This is a genomic window from Arthrobacter sp. BL-252-APC-1A (assembly GCF_009696625.1).
In the GTDB taxonomy this organism is placed as follows: Bacteria; Actinomycetota; Actinomycetes; order Actinomycetales; family Micrococcaceae; genus Arthrobacter_B.
The window spans coordinates 18,228-35,423 of sequence record NZ_VULS01000007.1 but is presented as its reverse complement, the minus strand read 5'-3'; the positions used below and the strand labels follow the sequence as shown (position 1 = coordinate 35,423).

Sequence of the window (17,196 nt, the reverse complement as noted above, 5' to 3'; positions counted from 1 at the left end):
AACCATGCAGGAAAACCAGTCCCATCAGCACGCCGCCCCGGAAGGCTCCGCTCCTCTGCCGCCGCCCGACCAGTTCTGGGACGGGTTCTACCGTGAAAGCACCCAGGTGTGGAGCGGGAACCCCAACGCGCTGCTTGTCCGTGAAGTCGAGGGACTCAAGCCCGGAACGGCCCTCGAGCTTGGCTGCGGAGAGGGTGCCGACGCCGTGTGGCTGGCCAAACAGGGCTGGGATGTCACCGGCATGGATATCTCGGCGGTTGCCCTTGAGCGGGCTTTTGCGCACGCCCGGGAGGCCGGCGTCGAAAACCTCGTCACGCTGGTCGAAGCCGACCTGGCTGATTGGTCGGCCACGGATTCCGGAACGGACCACGGCTACGACCTGGTCTGCGCCCAGTTTCTGCACTCCCCCACCGACCTTCCGCGCAATGCGATCCTGCAGCGTGCAGTGTCAGCAGTGGCTCCCCGCGGCCGCCTCCTCGTCGTCGGGCATCAGGGATTTCCGCCGTGGGGACGCCATCCTGTGCCGGACCCTGCCCTGCCTACCGCGGAGGAACTTGCCGCGGAACTCGGGCTGGCTGAACGGGGCTGGATCATTGAAACTGCTGAAGCTATTCCGCGGACGGTTCAGGGGCCGGAGGGGCAGGAAGCGGTCATCCACGACAACGTGCTGCTTGCCCGCCGGGGCGCCTAGGGTTCCCTGGGCATCTCCGCCACGGTGAACGGCCGGGGAAGCAGGGACAGCGCCACGACTCCGGACTTGGTTATATGAGTGCCGGTAACCATGAAGGACGACGGCGCCGCTCCCTCCTCGAAAAGCCGTTTTCCGCTGCCAACGACCACGGGAAAGATCAGCAGGCGGTATTCGTCCACCATGCCTGCATCATGCAGCGCCCGGGCCAGCCGGTAGCTGCCATGCACCTGCAGCTCCCCCTGCGAGTGCTCCTTGAGCTCTCCGATAGCCCCGAGAACGTCCCCCGAAATCACTGAGGTGTTGTGCCAGCTGGGTTCTGTAATCGTGCTGGACACCAGGTATTTCGGCAGATGGTTCAATGCGTCGGCGACGACGTCGGACCTGTCAGTCACAAGCTCCCAGTACGGCTGCATCATCTCGTAAGTGGAGCGGCCCAACAGGATTGCGTCCGCCTGCCGGAACCACCCGGAGACCAGGCTGTCCATTTCCTCGCCTGCAAGGGGAACCAGCCATCCGCCGCGGACAAACCCGTTGGACGGGTCCTCGTCTGCTGCACCGGGTCCCTGCATCACACCGTCAACGCTCAGGAATGTGTTCACTGTGAGCCGCATGAGGCACCTCCCGGATCCGGTCCACCGTTCGCGGCGGTTCCCCTAGGCTCGGTCAGCGGCGGAGCGCAGTCAAGGGTAGGCTACGCCGCCCACGCGTGCGGGGCGGGACGGCGCGTTCCCGGCAGCGCCACGTTCGCCCGCCAGTCCTGGATCCACTCAGGGAGCACCAGGTCTTCCGGTGGGCGGCGGCCTGCCGCTTCGAAGATCTCCTCATTGCTGACCGGGCCCTTCTTGGAGAGCATGCGGGTGGCGATGAAGGCGCTCGCGTAAATCTCGCCGTCGACCACCATGCGCTGTTCGAAGTAGATGGCACGGTCATCGAAGCCAATGATTCTGGTTTCGATGCTGTAGCGCTGCCACGGTTCCAGCGATTTGCGGAAGCTGATCGTCTCGTTGCTGATGACCGGGCCCCAGCCCTTCCGGCGCATCAGTTTCCAGAAGCCGCTGCGGATCATCAGGTCGAAGCGGCCCAGGTCCATCAGCGAAAGGTACATGCCGTTGTTGACGTGGTTCGCGAAGTCCAGGTCGGTCGGCAGGACGCGCATGGGCAGCGAAGACGTGTCAAAGAGATCCAGTTTGGGCCGGCGGCGGCGGGCGGTGAGGAGCAGCAGCAGCGTGCGGAAGATCAGGTGCATGCCGTCATATTACCCACGAGTAACTTAGACAGCATCAACCGTTACCTGCGTTTCTGCCGGCACGCACCCAAATACCGCCGTCTACCCGTTACATGGTGGCCACTGCAGTGTTATGACTTCTCGGCATGAGTGAGCAATTCAAGGTGGGCGACCGTGTGCGGTGGAACTCGCGCACGGGATCCGTCACCGGGGAAATCACCGAAGTCCATACCTCCGACTTTGAGTTCATGGGCCGGCGCCGGCTGTGCTCGGAAGACGAACCGCAGTACAAGGTCTGCAGCGACGCCACCTCACTGCATGCGGTGCACCGGCGCGAGGCTCTGCGGAAGCTGGGCTAGGACCGGGAAACAAACGACGGCGGCCTCCCGCCCGGAGACCGCCGCCGTCACTGCCGGTGTGCCCGGGCTAGGAACGGGCTGCCGCCCGCGCACGCAGCTTCGCGAGCACCTGGTCCTCCGCTTCCGGGCCGGCTTTGATCCCGCCCGGAACCCGGAAGAACATCGCGAGTCCTATGCGCCCGAGCCCCTGTATCCCAGCCATAGTTAGCGCTGGGGCTGGTGCGGCCACACAGGCCGCACCAGCAAAGAGGGCTGGGAAAACCCGGGCAACAGGGCAGAGCTGCGCCCCCCGAAACTACGTCAGCCGGTTGAAAGCGAGCTGCGCCAGCGCGGCGGCCTGGTCGGCAAGGACCGAATCGTCGAAGAGCACCCGCGGCGAGTGGTTCCACGCCGCTGTCTCAGGATCCACCTCCGGCGGCGTAGCCCCCAGGAACAGGAACGCCCCGGGAATCTTCTGCAGTACCAGGGAGAAGTCCTCGGAACCCATCAGCGGGTCGCGGGACTGGATGACGCGCTCCTCCCCGAAGAGCTCGCGCAGCTCACGGATCGCCTCGAAGGTCCGTGACGGATCGTTCTCGGTCATGGGGTAGAGGATTTCGAAGCTGACTTCCGCGGTACAGCCGTGGGCTGCAGCTATCCCGTCCGCGAGCGCCTTGGTCTCCACGATCAGCCTGTCCACTGATTCTGCGGAGAGGGTGCGCACACTGGCCCCCAGCCTGGCGGTATCCGGAATGACGTTGATGGCCCGGCCCGCTTCAAGCTGGGTGACGGTCAGGACGATCGGGTCGAAGACGGAGAACTTCCGCGTCGCCATCACCTGAAGCGCTCCGGCGATCTCTACCAGCGCCGGCACCGGGTCCAGGGCATTGTGCGGCTGGGAGCCGTGTCCGCCGGATCCGTGAACGGTAATCCGCAGTTCGTTGGCCCCGGCCATGAGGGTTCCGGGGCGGGTGCGGAAGACTCCCAGCGGCCCGGGCCGGACGTGCACGCCGTAGGCTGCCACGGGCTTCTCCCCCGCCGCCTCAAGGACGCCCTCCTCGATCATCAGCCCGGCACCGCCGTCGCCCTCTTCCCCGGGCTGGAACATAAAGATCACGTTCCCCGAGATGTCCCGCTGCTGCGCAGCGAGCAGCCGGGCAGCACCGACCAGGCCGGCGACGTGGAGGTCATGGCCGCAGGCATGCATGGCACCGTTTGTTGAGGCGTACTCCAGATCGGTGAGTTCCTGAACCGGCAGCGCATCCATGTCTCCGCGCAGCAGCACCGACGGTCCGTCTTCACCTCCGCGGAGCACAGCGGTCACGGAGCTGAGCGACTTGCCGGTCGTAATCTCCAGGCCCAGACCGTCCAGGGCATCCAGGATCTTCTGCTGGGTTCGCGGCAGGTGCAGGCCCACCTCGGGCTCCCGGTGGATATCCCGGCGCAGGGACACCAAATCCGGCAGCAGGTCCTGGCCCTCAGCAGCAAACATCCTCGTCCTTACGGTTTGTCCAGCACAGCGGTAAAAGGACTTTAGTCCTGCGTCGAAGTAAACCACTCCGGGCGTCCAAAGGCACTTGTCAGCAGGCACAGAACCCGGTTGTGCGCCGCCATTCATAACCTTCCGGTTCCGTCGTACGGCGGATCCGGAAGCGGCCGTCCCGGATCTAGACTGTTGGCCATGATTGAAACCCAGCCGTCCGGGACGGACACCGCCGGTCCAGTGGTGCAGGAGAAGAAACCGGGGGTGTCCGGAGAGTCCCTTCGCAGCCTGGCCGGACGGATCCGCAGGTTCCGGCTCAGCCTGCCCTGGAACTCGGAGGACGACTGGGAACGCCCCGCTCCTGACCCCGAGGGGTACCGGCGTGACGTGATCGGTGTGCTCATCGCCCTCCTGCTCAGCGCGGTGATGCTTGAATTCATGCGCGGGTTCGCGTTCGGCGACGGGGATATCGGCAATCCGTGGGTCCAGCATCTGGTGCAGGCATCCATCTTCGTCATCCTGGTCTTCCGGCGCCGATTCCCCATTGCCGTGATGCTGCTCAGCTCAGCCACCTTCCTCATAGTCGGCATCACCATGCCGCCGATCAGCCAGACGCTGGGATTCCAGGCAGCCTACTTCGCTTCCCTCTACAGCGCCGTCGCATGGGCACGGAACCGGCGGGCACTGTGGCTGGCGGTCACAGTGGTGGTCGCCGCCATGTTCCTCTGGATCATCGTGGGTTTCACGCTTTCGAGCAGCTACGACGAAATCCTCAAGGCGTTCAACATCAGTTCGAATGACCCCGTGGGACTGTTCGCGCCGCTGACTTCCTATGTGCTGTACTCCTTTATGCTCAACGCCGCCTACTTCGGCGGGGCGATCATGTTCGGCTGGAACTCCTGGCGCAGCGCCCACCAGCGCGAACAACTGGCCGAACAGGCGCTCCAGCTCGAGGCGCAGGCGGCGGACCTGGCCCGTAAGGCAGTCATCGAGGAGCGCCTGCGCATCGCCCGGGAACTGCACGACGTCGTTGCCCACCATATCTCGGTAATCGGCATCCAGGCCGGTGCAGCCCGCCGGGTCCTGGAAAAGAAGCCCGACGCCGCGGCCGGTGCGCTGCAGACCATTGAGTCCTCCAGCCGCGACGCCGTCGCGGAGATGCGGTCCCTGCTCGGTGTGCTCCGCTCCTCCGACGCCGAGACGGACGGACCGGCGCAGCGCCAGCCGGAGCCCGGACTGGAGGAGATTCCCCAGCTTGTGGAGGAGTACCGCAACAACGGCCTGGACGTGAAGTTCCACCGGGCCGAGCACGAACCCGGCGTGCTGGAAAACCTCTCCGCGCCGCTCGCGCTCTCCGTCTACCGGACCATCCAGGAGTCCCTGGCGAACATCCGGCGCCATTCCACGGCCGGGAGCGCCGTCGTCGCCCTGCGAAGCGGCAGCACACCGGCAGGCTCGGACACACCTTCCCTGCGCTGGGTCGAAGTTGAAACGGTCGACGACGGCCGGCCGCGGCAGGGCACCGGCGGCACCGGCTACGGCCTGCGTGGCATCCGCGAACGTGCCGCCCTGCACGGCGGAATCACGGACGTTGGCCCCCGCGACGGCGGCGGCTGGCGGGTGCGGGTCCGCTTTACGCTGCGCTGACATCCGGCTTGCCCTGCACGGCAGCCAAGCCGCTATGGTAAACCCGGGGGCGGCACCGGGCCGGCCGGGGATTTATTGAGGACTTAATGGAACCGATCCGTGTTCTGCTTGCTGACGACCAGGCGCTGGTACGCGCCGGCTTCGCCATGATGCTCTCCGTCGAAGATGAGATCGACGTGGTGGGCGAAGTCGCCAACGGACAGGAAGCCGTGGACTTCGCTGCAGCCAATGACGTGGACATCATCCTGATGGACGTGCAGATGCCGGTACTGGACGGCATCCGGGCCACGGAGCAGATCGTGGCGGCGGACCGCGCCAAAGTCATCATCCTCACCACTTTTGAACGCGACGACTACCTCTTTGACGCCATCCAGGCCGGGGCCAGCGGGTTCCTGCTCAAGAACGCCGATCCCGATGACCTGGTTGGCGCAGTCCACTCGGTAGCCTGCGGGCACGCGCTTCTCGCTCCTGAGGTAACGGTGCGGGTGATTGAACGTTTCGCCCGCCAGCTGGAGGCCGAGCGGAACACCGCCGCAGCGCCCGCAGGTCCCGCGCCGGTGGAACCGCAGCCGGACCCGGCCCAGCAGAAGCTCCTCGCCTCCCTGACCGCACGCGAGCGGGAGGTGCTGGAACTGGTGGCGGCCGGACTCAGCAACGCCGAAATCGCTGCCCGCATGTTCGTTGCAGAAGCAACCGTCAAGACCCACGTTTCCAACCTGCTGGGCAAGGTCCAGGTGCGGGACAGGGTGCAGGCCGTGGTTTTCGCCTACGAATCCGGACTCATTCTTCCGGGTGAGGCAGGCCGCGAGGCGTAACCCGCAGCTTCCCCCCAACGGCCGATCCGCCGTCGTGCTCCATTCCCTAGGCTTAAGGCAGTTAATCTTCCACAACTGTCCGGCTTGCCGGGAAAAGGAGCAGTACCCCCATGCTGCAGGTCCGCAATCTCACCCGAAGGTTCGGTGACAAGACCGCCGTCGATTCGGTGACGTTCGATATCCCCTCGGGCCAAATGACCGGGTTTGTCGGCGCCAACGGTGCCGGCAAGACCACCACCATGCGCATGATCATGGGCGTCCTCAGCACCACGGCCGGGGAGATCCTGCTCGACGGCGAGCCGCTGACCGCCGAGGCACGCTCCAGCTTCGGCTACATGCCGGAGGAGCGCGGTCTGTACCCCAAGCAGCCGATCCTGGACCAGCTGGTCTATCTGGGCCAGCTTCACCGGATGAGCGGCGCCGCAGCGAGGAAGGGCGCCATCGAGCTGCTGGAACGCTTTGGCCTGGGCGGACGCACCAAGGACAAGCTTGAATCCCTCTCCCTGGGCAACCAGCAGCGGGTCCAGATCGCGGCATCTCTCCTGCACAAGCCCACCGTCCTGATCCTCGACGAACCGTTCTCCGGCCTGGACCCGGTTGCAGTGGATTCAATGGTGGAACTGCTGCGCGAACGCACCTCCGCCGGAGTTCCGGTGCTCTTCTCCAGCCACCAGCTGGACCTGGTGGACCGGCTCTGCGACAACATGGTTGTGCTGCAGCAGGGCAAGGTCATTGCATCCGGCACCGGTGATGACCTGCGTGCAAAGGCCGTAAACCGGCACCGGATCACCATTTCTCCGGACGCAGGCTGGGTCCGTGACGAACCCGGAGTGCGGGTCCTCGACGTCGCCGGTCCCACCGCGATCCTCCAGTTCGACGACGACGACGCGCGCCAGCGACTGCTGGCCACCGCACTAACCCGGGGTTCAGTTGAGGAATTCGCCCCGATCCGTCCGTCCCTGAGCGAAATCTACCGTGAGGTCACCGCAGCATGAGCACCGTTTCCCGGCCCACCCCGGCGTGGGCGATCGTCACCCTCCGCGAGGTCATGGTCAAGGCCCGCGACCGCAGTTACCTGATCTCCACGCTCGTCACGCTGGTACTGATTGTCGGCGTCGTGGTCTTCAACGCCTACATGAGTACCAAGGCGGAGGAATACACAGTAGCCGTCAACGATTCCGCGGCGACCGCCGTCGTTGACCTCGCGCACGAAACCGGCCAGGCCGACGGCGGGAACACCAGTTTCGAGGCGGTAGTGGCTTCCAGCGCCGAGGGCGCCGAAGAACTGGTCAGCAGCGAAGAAGCCGATGCCGCACTGACCCGCGATGCGGACGGCGAGTGGATGCTCACCGGCAACGAGGAACTCTCCAGCGGACTGCAGCAGGGCATCTCCGAGGCCTTGCGTGCCTACGCGCTCGAGATCAACGCCGGTGAGGCCGGCACCACGTCTGAAGCCCTGCTGGAAGGCAGCGAGTTCGAGACCGCCCTGCTGAACGGCAACGCGGAAAACCAGTTCGTTGCCCAGTTCACCGGGTTTGTGTTCGGGTTCCTCTTCTACATGGCCGCGATCATCTTCGGCATGGCGATCGCCACCTCCGTCCTGGAGGAAAAGCAGAACCGCGTGGTCGAAATCCTCGCCACCGCCATTCCGATCCGCCAGCTGCTCTACGGCAAGGTTGCCGGCAACACGATCCTGGCCATGATCCAGCTGGCCCTCTACGCCGGGGCGGCACTGCTCGCCCTGACGTTCACCGGAACCGCGGACTCGGTCAGCACCATCATCCCGGCGTCGGGCTGGTTCCTGGTCTTCTTCCTGGTGGGCTTCCTGATCCTGGCGTCCCTGTGGGCCATGCTCGGTTCGATGGCTTCCCGCTCCGAGGACCTGAACAACAGCTCCGGCCCGGTGCTGACCGTCATCATTGCGGCGCTCTTCGCCGGGCTGTTCGCCAAGGGACAGCTGCTGGTTGTGGCGTCCTTCGTCCCGGTGATCTCCACCGTGGCCATGCCGGTGCGTATGCTCAGCGGCGAGATTCCGCTCTGGGAGACGTTCGTATCCCTGGCCATTGCCCTGGCTGCCGCCTACGCGCTGCTGCGGTTCGGCGAGAAGATCTACCGCCGCGCGGTGATGCAGGGCGGCGGAGCGCTGACGCTGCGCAAGGCGATGAAGCTGGAGCAGTAGTTTCCCGCCCATCGACATGACAGAAACTGCCCGTATGAGCGTTCATACGGGCAGTTTCTGTGATCTCGTTCTGTTGCCTCGTCGGGCGGGGGGTTAGGCGTCCTTGAGGTCGATCCCCTTGGTCTCGGGCATCAGCCACACGGCGACGGCGGTGCAGCCGCAGAGGATCATGATGTAGACGCTGGACATCCAGCCCACATTCCATTCGATCAGCTGCGCGTTCAGGTAGGGCGCGGTGCCGCCGAAGACCGCCACCGAGACCGAGTAGGCAAACCCGATGCCCTGGGTGCGCACCTTGGTGGGGAAGTTCTCCGACAGGGTTGCCGAGAGCAGGGCTCCGGGAATGGCGACGACGACGAGGGCCAGCGAGGACGCCGCCAGCAGGGTCCACGGAGCGGAGCTGATCAGGCCCATCAGCGGCAGCTGCAGCAGGATCATCAGTCCTGCAAAGGCCAGCATCAGCGGACGGCGGCCCACTGAATCCGAGAGCCGCCCCCAGAACGGCAGCGAAACAAGGGCAATCAGCTGCGCGATGACGGACATCCAGTACGCCGATGCCGCAGGCATGTCCTGCTGGGTGATGGCGTAGGTGGACGCGTAGGAGGTCCAGGTGTAGTGCGCGGCAGTGATGCCCGAGGTCATGGCGATCATCAGGATGATCGCCCGGACGATCTGCCGGCGCGGCAGCGGAGCCGGAGCCTGCGCACCGGCGGCAGCGGCAGCGGCGTCGTCGAACACTTCGCTTTCAAGCATGCCCTTGCGCAGGTACAGGGCGGCGAGCGCCAGGAAGGCCCCCAGGATGAACGGAATCCGCCATCCCCATTCGGCCACGGCGCTCTCCCCCAGCACAGCGGTCACCGACCCGCCCACCGTGTACGCAAGGATTGAGCCGGCGAAGATCGCCACGAACACGATGCTGCCCCACATGCCGCGGCGGTGGTTCGGGGCGATTTCCGCGATGTAGGTGTTGGCCGTGGCTGACTCGCCGCCGTGCGCGAAGCCCTGCCCAATGCGGGCCGCAAGCAGGATGACCGAGGCCCAGACGCCGACCGTCTGGTAGTCCGGCATCAGCCCGATCACCAGGGATCCGCCGGCCATCATCAGCATGGTGGTGATCAGGACGAACTTGCGGCCCCGGCGGTCAGCGACCCGGCCAAACACGATGCCGCCCAGCGGCCGCATGAGGAAGCCGACGGCGAAGACGGCGAGCGTCGAGAGCAGCGCCGAGACGGGGTCGTCCGGGTTGAACATCGCTGCGGCGATGAAGGGGGCGAAGACCGCGTAGGCGCTCCACTCGTACCACTCCAGGATGTTGCCGGCTGTGGTTGCCAGCAGTGACTTCTTCTTACCTGCGGTGGCTGACGCCAGCCGCGCCGGGACGGCAGCCGAAGGCTGTGCAGACATGATGGCTCCTTTGCCAGTGTTGCATCGGGTGAGTGGGGCGGGGTGAATGCGTCCCTCGAAAGGGTGGGACGGGGGCTAGCTTCTCCGCAGGGTTTCAGCGGCTGATTCCAGAAGCAGGGGGACGCCTTCTTCGAGGGTGGGTCCGAAGGTGTCGCCGGGGCGTTCGCCCTTGAGGTAACGCGTGTAGATCGCTTCGCAGAAAATGGCCGACTTCCACAGCGCCAGCGCCTGATACCAGGGCAGGGCACTGACATCGAGTCCGGTTCTGTCCGCATAACCGGAGATCAGCTGGTCCCGGCTCCAGTACCCGGGCTGCCGGGTCACTGACGTCAGGTCCATCACGGTCTGTTCGGCACCTGGTTCGGCGTAGGTCGCTGCCAGGTAGCCCAGGTCTGCCAGCGGATCCCCCAGGGTGGCCATCTCCCAGTCCAGGATCCCCGTGACGGTGGCAGGCTGCTGCCGCCCGAACATCAGGTTCCCCAGCCGGTAGTCCCCGTGCACCACCGACGCGCGCTGCGACACCGGGATCTTCGCGCCCAGGTCCCGGGCGACCTGCGCCACCAGCGGCACCTCACGCAGGGTGTTCGCTTCCCACAGCCCGGCAAAGCGCTTCACCTGCCGCTCCAGGTACCCCTCCGCCCGGCCCAGTCCGGAAAGCTCCGGTCCGGTCACGTCCACCCCGTGCAGCCGGGCCAGCGTTTCGACGACGGCGCGGCTGATGTCTCCGCGCTGCTCCGGGGTATCCAGGTGTTCCGGGGCGGATCCGGTTATGACGTGCCCGTCCAGGTAGGACATGACGTAGAACGGCACACCCAGCAGGGTCTCGTCACTGCAAACCGCAAGGATCTGCGGCACCGGAATCCCCTCACCGCCCAGCAGCTGCTGGACCCGGGCTTCCCGGACCATGTCATGCGTGGACCGGGGAAGCGGCGGACGCGGGCCGCGGCGCAGTACAAAGGACTCCCCGCCGCGGGTGATCCGGTAGGTGATGTTGGACTGCCCGTCACCAATGCGTTCCCAGGCGAGTTCACCGCTGCCAAGTCCGTGCTCGTCCAGGAAGCCGGTGACGACGTCGAGCACCAGCAGCGGCGGTCTCTCCAATGAGGCAGCCTCGGAAGCGGTAGACACTACTTCGGTCCCGTCGGCACGGGTCTGAAGCCCGCTCACTGCTCCTGCTCCCCGCGTACGACGGCGTTGCCCTGGTAGGTCGCGCCGGCTTCCACTTCCTTGCGGCGCCGGGCCGAAGCCCGCCGTGCGATGGCCCATTTATGGGTCTCGTTCGAACCGTCGTAGATCCGGAACGGCCGGACTTCGTTGAGGTACTGGGCCAGCGGCAGCCCGTCGGAAACGCCGTCACCGCCGCACAGCTGCACGCAGCGGTCGATCACCCGGTACACAGCCTCGGAGCAGTGCACCTTGGCAACTGAAGACATCGCGGAGCCTGCCTTCGGGTCCGCTGCCAGCATTTCTGCAGTGCGGGTGATGATGGCGGCCGAGGTTTCAATGTCGATCACGCTCTGCGCAATGAGTTCCTGGGCGAGGCCGAGTTCGCTGAGCCGGGAACCAAAAATCTCCCGGCTTCCCGTGCGGTCCAGCGCAATATCCAGCGAGCGGCGGGCCAGCCCAAGCCAGCGCATGCAGTGTGTAAGCCGGGCAGGCCCAAGCCGGACCTGTGCATATTTGAAGCCCAGCCCCACTTCGCCCAGCACGGCGTCTTCCGGGACGGCGCAGTTCTCGAAGTACACGTGCGGGTGTCCGCCGCCGATGGTCCGGTCGATGGTGTGGATGTGCTCCCCCACGCGGATGCCCGGGTTGTCCATGTCCACCAGGAACATGGTTGCGCCGGCCGGGGTATCGCCGTCGGCCTCCGTCCGGGCCATGACTATGCAGAAGCCCGCACCGATGGCACCGGAGGTGAAGCGTTTGTGGCCGTTGATAAGCCAGGTGCCGTCGCCCTTCGTCGCGGTGGTCAGCAGGGCGTCGGGGTCCGATCCCGCGCCGGGATGCGGTTCGGTCATGCCGAAACAGGAGCGGACGTCCCCGGCAGCCAGCGGCACCAGGTACTGCTGCTTCTGCTCCGGGGTGCCGATGAGTTCAAGCATGTGCATGTTGCCCTCGTCCGGTGCCATGCAGTTCAGGGCGGTGGGGCCGATGGGGGAATAACCGGCTTCTTCGAAGATTTCCGGCCAGTCCTGCAGCGGCAGCCCCTGGCCGCCGTACTCCACGGGCACGTGCGGCGCGAAGACTCCGGCGTTCTTGGCGGCCTGCTGCAGCCTGGCGCGCTCGGACTCAGTCAGGGCCTGCCCGGGGACGGGCTCAGCGGGAATCACCACGTCCCGGATAAATGCCCGGGTTCGCAGCCGGAGGTCTTCCACGGCTTCCCGGCTGACGGCGGTGTGTGCTGGGGCGCTCATCAGGCGGTACCTCCCGCGGCCAGCAGGCCGCCGTCGAGCGTCAGTACCTGCCCGGTGACCCATGATGCGTCCGGGGAGACCAGATACGTCACTGCGTTGGCAACGTCTTCGGGTGTGCCCAGCCGGCCCAGCGGATAGGTGCTGGTGACAGCTTCTTCCTTGCCCTCATACAGTGCCCGGGAGAAGCGGGTCTTCACTACAGCCGGGGAAACCGCGTTGACGCGGATCTCCGGCCCGAGTTCGACGGCGAGGGACCGGGTCAGGTGGGACACGGCGGCTTTGCTGATGCCGTAAAGCCCGATGCCCGGTGACGGGGTATCTCCCGAGACCGAGGACAGGTTGACTACCGATCCGCCGCGTTCGCGGAACCCGAGGCCGGTGTGGGCCACGGTGTCCTGCACCCAGGCGAGGGTGCCCAGGACGTTGACTTCGAAAATCTTCCGGGCAGCTTCCAAGTCCATTTCCACCAGCGGACCGAAGACCGGGTTGATGCCGGCGTTATTGACCAGGATGTCCAGCCCGCCGAATTCCCGGCCGACGGTGTCCAGAACGTCACTGCGGTGATCCGGGTCGTCGGAGGCGCCCGCAACGGCGATGACGGTGCCGTCCGGAAAGCTGTCCGCGGCTTCCTTCAGGACATCTGCCTTCCGGGCCGTCATGCAGACCCGTACACCGTGGGACACCAGGTCCCGGGCAATGGCGAGGCCGATCCCCCGGCTCGCGCCGGTGACGATTGCTGTTCTTCCTTGGAGTTTTCCTTGGAGCCCACGGTCAATTGCCACGGATCATCCTTCCTTTGGGTTCTTCCGCAGTTCCCGGCGGCGGATCTTGCCGGTCTGCGTCTTGGGCAGGTCATCGATCACGTACACGGACCGCGGGTACTTGTAGGCGGCCAGGTGTTCCTTGGTGAAGGCAATCAGTTCTTCTTCAGTGGCCGTATGCCCGGCTTTCAGCGAGACGTACGCGACGACGGTTTCGCCGCGGTACGCATCGGGCATCCCCACGACGGCGGCTTCATAGACGGCTGGATGTTCGTAGAGCACGTCCTCCACCTCGCGCGGCCAGACCTTGTAGCCGGAAACGTTGATCTGGTCCTTCATGCGGTCAACGATGTACACCCAGCCGGATTCGTCCATTGTGGCGACGTCACCGGTGCGCAGCCGTCCGCCGGGCATGGTGCGGGCGGTGGCTTCGGGGTTGTTCCAGTAGCCGGGGACGATCTGCGGCCCGGAGAGCTCGAGTTCTCCCTGTTCACCGAACGGCAGCGCGTTTCCGGCTGTGTCGATGATGCGCGCGGTGACGTTGGGCAGCGGCAGCCCGATGGACAGGCTGCCGCTGGCGGGATCCACGGGCGCCTGCACGCCCGGCGGAACGCCGATGACTGCCGACGTTGTCTCCGTCATGCCGAAGATGTTGTGGATGTACGCGCCGAAGCGCTCCTGGAACGCGTGCACGGTCGACGGCGGGATCGGTGCGCCGCCGGAATACAGGGTCTTGGCGGAGGCGAAGTGTTCGGCTCTGGCATCCGGAACCTGATAGATGGCGTTGAAGACCGTGATCGATCCGGTGGTGCACGTAACCCGGTGTTCGGCGAAGGCGTCCACCACCACCGCCGGATCAGTTCGGTTCACCATGACCAGGGTGGTGTCCGCGAGCAGCGGAGCGGCGGCGTCGATCACGGCGCCGGTGATGTGGAACAGCGGCGCGACGGCGAGCACGGAGTCCCCCGGCTGCAGCCCCATCCATGCTGAGCACGTGGCCGCGACGTTGAGGATGTTTCCGTGGGTATTCATGGCACCTTTGGGGGCGCCGGTGGTTCCGGAGGTATAGGCCAGCAGGGCGACGTCGTCCTGGTTGAGGGTGCGGGGCGCCGGGGCGCGGCCGGCATACTCCGCGATCCAGGCGGCCATGTCCCCGTCCGGCGAGGGCTGCGCCGGTTCCGCGGAGCTGAAGATCCGGGGATCACAGCGGCTCTGGTATTCCAGCCCGGACGTGGTGACGATCCATTCAACGGCGCTGCCGGCAGCGGCAGCCTTCGTGGCCGGATAGAGCGAATCATCGGCGAGAATGCCTCTTGCCCCGGAATCTTCAATCAGGTGCCGCAGCTCGCGTTCCTTATACATCGGGTTCATCAGCACGGCGATGGCGCCCAGTTTCCAGAGCCCCAGGAACGCGATTACGTACTGCGGGATGTTCTGCAGCTGGATGCCGATGCGGTCGCCGTGCCCGATTCCCCGGTTTTCAAGCGCAGCCGCGAACGCGTCGGAGAGCTCATCGAGTTCCGCGGCGGTGAGCCGGCCGTCGAAGTAGGCGATCGCTGTCCCGCCGGGGTTGGCCCGGACGCGGGCCTTCCACGCATCCACCAGCGAGGGGGTCCGGACGTCGAGCGTGGTCGAGAGCCCGGGCGGATAGGCACCGGCCCATGCTGCCGGTGAGAGCGCCATGTCCTCCACTGCCTGCCTGCTTCCCTGTCATGGTTCCGCAACAACCTTGCGAGCGATCGCTCGGTAGAAGTAGTGTGAAGAACGTCACAAGGTAGTGTCAACCCCCTTTGGCAACCTAAAGTTTTCGACCATGAAGAGATCCGATGACTAAAGCTGCACCGAAGGAACCCGGCTCCGCATCTCGGCCGCCGGCCGCACGGGGCTGGCGCGACTACGCGGTGGATGATCTGCCGCCAATGCTCGCCAGCGCGCTGGAGTGCTTCATGGAGCACGGCTACCACGGCACCACCATCCGCCAGCTGGCCGCGCGCACCGGGCTGTCCGTTCCCGGGCTCTACCACTACTACCCCTCGAAACAGGCACTGTTGGTCGCCATCGCCTCCCACGCCATGAATGACCTGTGGGTCCGCAGCGAGCAGGCCGTTTCCGAGGCCGGCAGCGACCTCTCCCGGCAGTTCGACCTGCTGGTGGAATGTCTGGTGCTCTTCCACGCCCGGCGCCGCGGCCAGGCCTTTATAGCCTTCAGCGAGATCCGCAGCCTGGAACCGGACGCACGCGCCGCTCACATCGCGGCGCGGGACCGGCAGCAGCGGCTTATGGACAGGATCCTGGAGGAGGGAAGGGCCGCGGGCATCTTTGCCGCACCGCACCCGCGCGAAGCAAGCACCGCCGTCGTCACCATGTGCACCGGCGTCGCGCAGTGGTTCCGGCTGGACGGTGAACTCTCACCGGAGGAACTGGCCGAACGTTACCGGATTATCGCCCGGATGGCTGTGGGTGCCCAGCCTCTATAGCGAGGCGCTGGGTGACGACGCCGCTAGGGGGCCGCAGGCGGCCCGCCGGCAGGCGCGCTTCCGCCCGGGGCACCACCAGCCGGCGGTTCGCCGCCGGGTCCGCCCGCTCCGCCGGGTCCGCCCATTCCAGCGCCGGGCGCATCTCCTCCTGCCGGTCCGCCCATTCCCCCGCCAGGTTCAGTGCGGGTATCCACCCCCGCGGTCAGGGATACCGAGTAGCCCTGTTCAACGCTTCCGGTGACCTTACCGAGTTGGCTCGCGCCGCCGTCGTCCCCAAAAACGCTGTCACTCGCCAGGGTGACCTGGGCGAGGTTCCGCACTGAGGTTTCATAGCCCGCAGTGGCATACACCGCTTTGCAGGCTTCCTCAGGCAGAGCTACCTGGGACGTTGCTATCGCGTTCGCCGAATCCGTGATCGACGCTTCGTCGGGGTAGACCTCAAAGTGGATGTGCGGCCAGCGGCCGGAGTAGCAGGCAGGGAAAATACTGCTGAACCGGACGACGCCGTCGGCGTCTGCGATCTGAACCCCACGGAGGTAATTCTGGTCCTCCACACCTTCCGAATACATTGAGTACAAGCCCTCCCGGGTGCAGTGCCAGACGTACACGGCCACACCGGCGAAGGGGGCACCACCATTGGCGAGGTCGGTGATCCTCAGCTCCAGGGTCATCGGAATGCCCTCGGCAGTTCCGGAGGATTCGCCGAAGCTGGAGCGGATATCGCTGCGTACGATTCCGCTCTGCTCCAGCACATCCGGTCCGTTCGACCCGTCCCCCGGGTACGGGCCGGCCGTCTCATCCGGAATCTCGCCGCAACCGGCCTCAGACGCAGCTCCGCAGGCGGTCAGGGCCAGGGTGAGCCCGCCGATTCCAAAGGCCTTCAGGAGCTGCCGGCGCTGAAGCAGTGTGCCGACGTCGAACGCCAGCCCCTGGTCCTCCAGGTCCTCATGCGGGCGCGGCAGCGGGCGTCCCTGATATGCGGATTTTTCCGGTTTGTGCGGCATTTTTCTCCTCGACTCACAGGTTTCCCCCGGATTGAGGTTAGGCCGCCTTTCTGAGTCCGAGCTGAGCAGGCACCCGCCCTTCGGCGGCGGCTGCGGCAGGCTACGCGTACAGCTCGTCAAGCAGCGCCAGGCCGCGCTGTGCCCAGGCAATCTCGGATTCAGCCCGTGCCGTCAGCCCCTCATAAGTGAACCGCTTGAAGGCCGCCACCCGGTCATGGTCACCGGCCGGAACAGTTGCCAGGCGGCGGTTGAGCATATCCGACGTGCCGCCGTCGATCTCCTGGATCTTCTGCTGCCACTGGACCAGCCGGGCGCCGTAGTGCTCGGCATGGGCCCGGAGCTGGCTGCGGGCAGCATCCGGATCCGCCCACTCCAAATACGCGGCCTTGAGGTGCATGGGATCACGCTCCCGCGGATAGTCCAGCTGTGTGTTGATCCAGGTTCGGAAGGCTTCCCGGCCGGAATCGGTCACGTGGTACTGCCGCTTGCGGCCCTTGGTGCCCCAGGCGACTTCCTCACCCTCCAGCAGCCCATCGCGCTCCATGCGGCGCAGCTCCGGATAAATCTGCGAGTCCGGCGCATGCCAGACGTAGCCAACGGACGATTCGAACTGCTTGTACAGGTCATAGCCGGTCATGGGCTCCACGTTCAGCAGCGCCAGCAGTGCGTACCGAAGGCTCATAACGGCCTCTTTCGTAAAAAGAAATCCCTTGCCTAACCACTATAGACATAGATACTGTGGCGCATATCACTAACTA

At 65.7% G+C, this 17,196-nt stretch carries 17 protein-coding genes; 7 read left to right on the top strand and 10 right to left on the bottom strand.

Features of this window, described 5'->3' with window-relative positions; all coding sequences use genetic code 11:
• The first annotated feature begins 4 nt into the window (after nt 1-4).
• A complete protein-coding gene (locus FYJ28_RS11525) occupies nt 5-691 on the top strand; it encodes an SAM-dependent methyltransferase (protein WP_154579388.1) in 687 nt (228 codons plus the stop codon).
• Here FYJ28_RS11525 and FYJ28_RS11520 read toward each other — a convergent pair.
• Both FYJ28_RS11520 and FYJ28_RS11515 read right to left on the bottom strand, forming a co-directional pair.
• The gene (locus FYJ28_RS11520; RefSeq protein WP_154579387.1) at nt 688-1,302 is read right to left on the bottom strand and encodes a dihydrofolate reductase family protein; all 615 of its coding nucleotides are present in this window, start codon (nt 1,300-1,302) and stop codon (nt 688-690) included. The genes FYJ28_RS11525 and FYJ28_RS11520 overlap by 4 nt on opposite strands.
• An 80-nt stretch (nt 1,303-1,382) precedes the next feature.
• Nucleotides 1,383-1,937 carry an acyl-CoA thioesterase gene (locus FYJ28_RS11515; RefSeq protein ID WP_154579386.1) on the bottom strand — a complete coding sequence of 185 codons (555 nt, stop codon included), beginning with the start codon at nt 1,935-1,937 and terminating at the stop codon, nt 1,383-1,385.
• 125 nt (nt 1,938-2,062) lie between these two features.
• Between FYJ28_RS11515 and FYJ28_RS11510 the strand changes: the two genes are divergently transcribed.
• Complete coding sequence (locus FYJ28_RS11510; protein ID WP_055239008.1) at nt 2,063-2,275, top strand: DUF2945 domain-containing protein; 213 nt, start codon at nt 2,063-2,065, stop codon at nt 2,273-2,275.
• 295 nt (nt 2,276-2,570) lie between these two features.
• Here FYJ28_RS11510 and FYJ28_RS11505 read toward each other — a convergent pair whose 3' ends face one another.
• Entirely contained in the window at nt 2,571-3,746 is a 1,176-nt protein-coding gene (locus tag FYJ28_RS11505) for a M20 metallopeptidase family protein (RefSeq protein ID WP_154579385.1), read from the bottom strand.
• 189 nt (nt 3,747-3,935) lie between these two features.
• On the opposite strand from FYJ28_RS11505, the gene FYJ28_RS11500 reads away from it, so the two are divergent.
• The 4 genes from FYJ28_RS11500 (at nt 3,936) to FYJ28_RS11485 (ending at nt 8,378) form a co-directional block, all read left to right on the top strand.
• Nucleotides 3,936-5,384, top strand: coding sequence for a sensor histidine kinase (locus tag FYJ28_RS11500; protein ID WP_154579384.1), 1,449 nt, complete (start codon nt 3,936-3,938; stop codon nt 5,382-5,384).
• 86 nt (nt 5,385-5,470) lie between these two features.
• Entirely contained in the window at nt 5,471-6,199 is a 729-nt protein-coding gene (locus FYJ28_RS11495; protein ID WP_152225863.1) for a response regulator, read from the top strand.
• Between the two features lie 110 nt (nt 6,200-6,309).
• The gene (locus tag FYJ28_RS11490) at nt 6,310-7,194 is read left to right on the top strand and encodes an ABC transporter ATP-binding protein (RefSeq protein WP_154579383.1); all 885 of its coding nucleotides are present in this window, start codon (nt 6,310-6,312) and stop codon (nt 7,192-7,194) included.
• Entirely contained in the window at nt 7,191-8,378 is a 1,188-nt protein-coding gene (locus tag FYJ28_RS11485) for an ABC transporter permease (RefSeq protein ID WP_154579382.1), read from the top strand. Before FYJ28_RS11490 ends, FYJ28_RS11485 begins: the two co-directional genes overlap by 4 nt.
• Nucleotides 8,379-8,471: 93 nt before the next feature.
• Here FYJ28_RS11485 and FYJ28_RS11480 read toward each other — a convergent pair whose 3' ends face one another.
• From FYJ28_RS11480 to FYJ28_RS11460, 5 genes are all read right to left on the bottom strand, one after another.
• Nucleotides 8,472-9,782, bottom strand: a complete 1,311-nt coding sequence (locus FYJ28_RS11480; RefSeq protein WP_154579381.1) for an MFS transporter — start codon at nt 9,780-9,782, stop codon at nt 8,472-8,474.
• A gap of 75 nt (nt 9,783-9,857) precedes the next feature.
• Nucleotides 9,858-10,949, bottom strand: a complete 1,092-nt coding sequence (locus FYJ28_RS11475) for a phosphotransferase family protein (RefSeq protein ID WP_326831676.1) — start codon at nt 10,947-10,949, stop codon at nt 9,858-9,860.
• Complete coding sequence (locus tag FYJ28_RS11470; RefSeq protein ID WP_154579379.1) at nt 10,946-12,196, bottom strand: acyl-CoA dehydrogenase family protein; 1,251 nt, start codon at nt 12,194-12,196, stop codon at nt 10,946-10,948. The genes FYJ28_RS11475 and FYJ28_RS11470 overlap by 4 nt, the downstream gene beginning before the upstream one ends.
• Nucleotides 12,196-12,978, bottom strand: coding sequence for an SDR family oxidoreductase (locus FYJ28_RS11465; protein WP_326831675.1), 783 nt, complete (start codon nt 12,976-12,978; stop codon nt 12,196-12,198). Before FYJ28_RS11465 ends, FYJ28_RS11470 begins: the two co-directional genes overlap by 1 nt.
• Nucleotides 12,979-12,981: 3 nt before the next feature.
• Nucleotides 12,982-14,640: a class I adenylate-forming enzyme family protein gene (locus FYJ28_RS11460; RefSeq protein ID WP_154579475.1), complete on the bottom strand. Its 1,659-nt coding sequence runs from the start codon at nt 14,638-14,640 to the stop codon at nt 12,982-12,984.
• 143 nt (nt 14,641-14,783) lie between these two features.
• Between FYJ28_RS11460 and FYJ28_RS11455 the strand changes: the two genes are divergently transcribed.
• Complete coding sequence (locus FYJ28_RS11455; RefSeq protein WP_152225849.1) at nt 14,784-15,434, top strand: TetR family transcriptional regulator; 651 nt, start codon at nt 14,784-14,786, stop codon at nt 15,432-15,434.
• A gap of 23 nt (nt 15,435-15,457) precedes the next feature.
• Here FYJ28_RS11455 and FYJ28_RS11450 read toward each other — a convergent pair whose 3' ends face one another.
• Nucleotides 15,458-16,438, bottom strand: a complete 981-nt coding sequence (locus tag FYJ28_RS11450; protein ID WP_154579378.1) for an intradiol ring-cleavage dioxygenase — start codon at nt 16,436-16,438, stop codon at nt 15,458-15,460.
• Nucleotides 16,439-16,538: 100 nt separating this feature from the next.
• Complete coding sequence (locus FYJ28_RS11445) at nt 16,539-17,120, bottom strand: helix-turn-helix transcriptional regulator (protein WP_152225844.1); 582 nt, start codon at nt 17,118-17,120, stop codon at nt 16,539-16,541.
• Nucleotides 17,121-17,196: the final 76 nt, after the last annotated feature.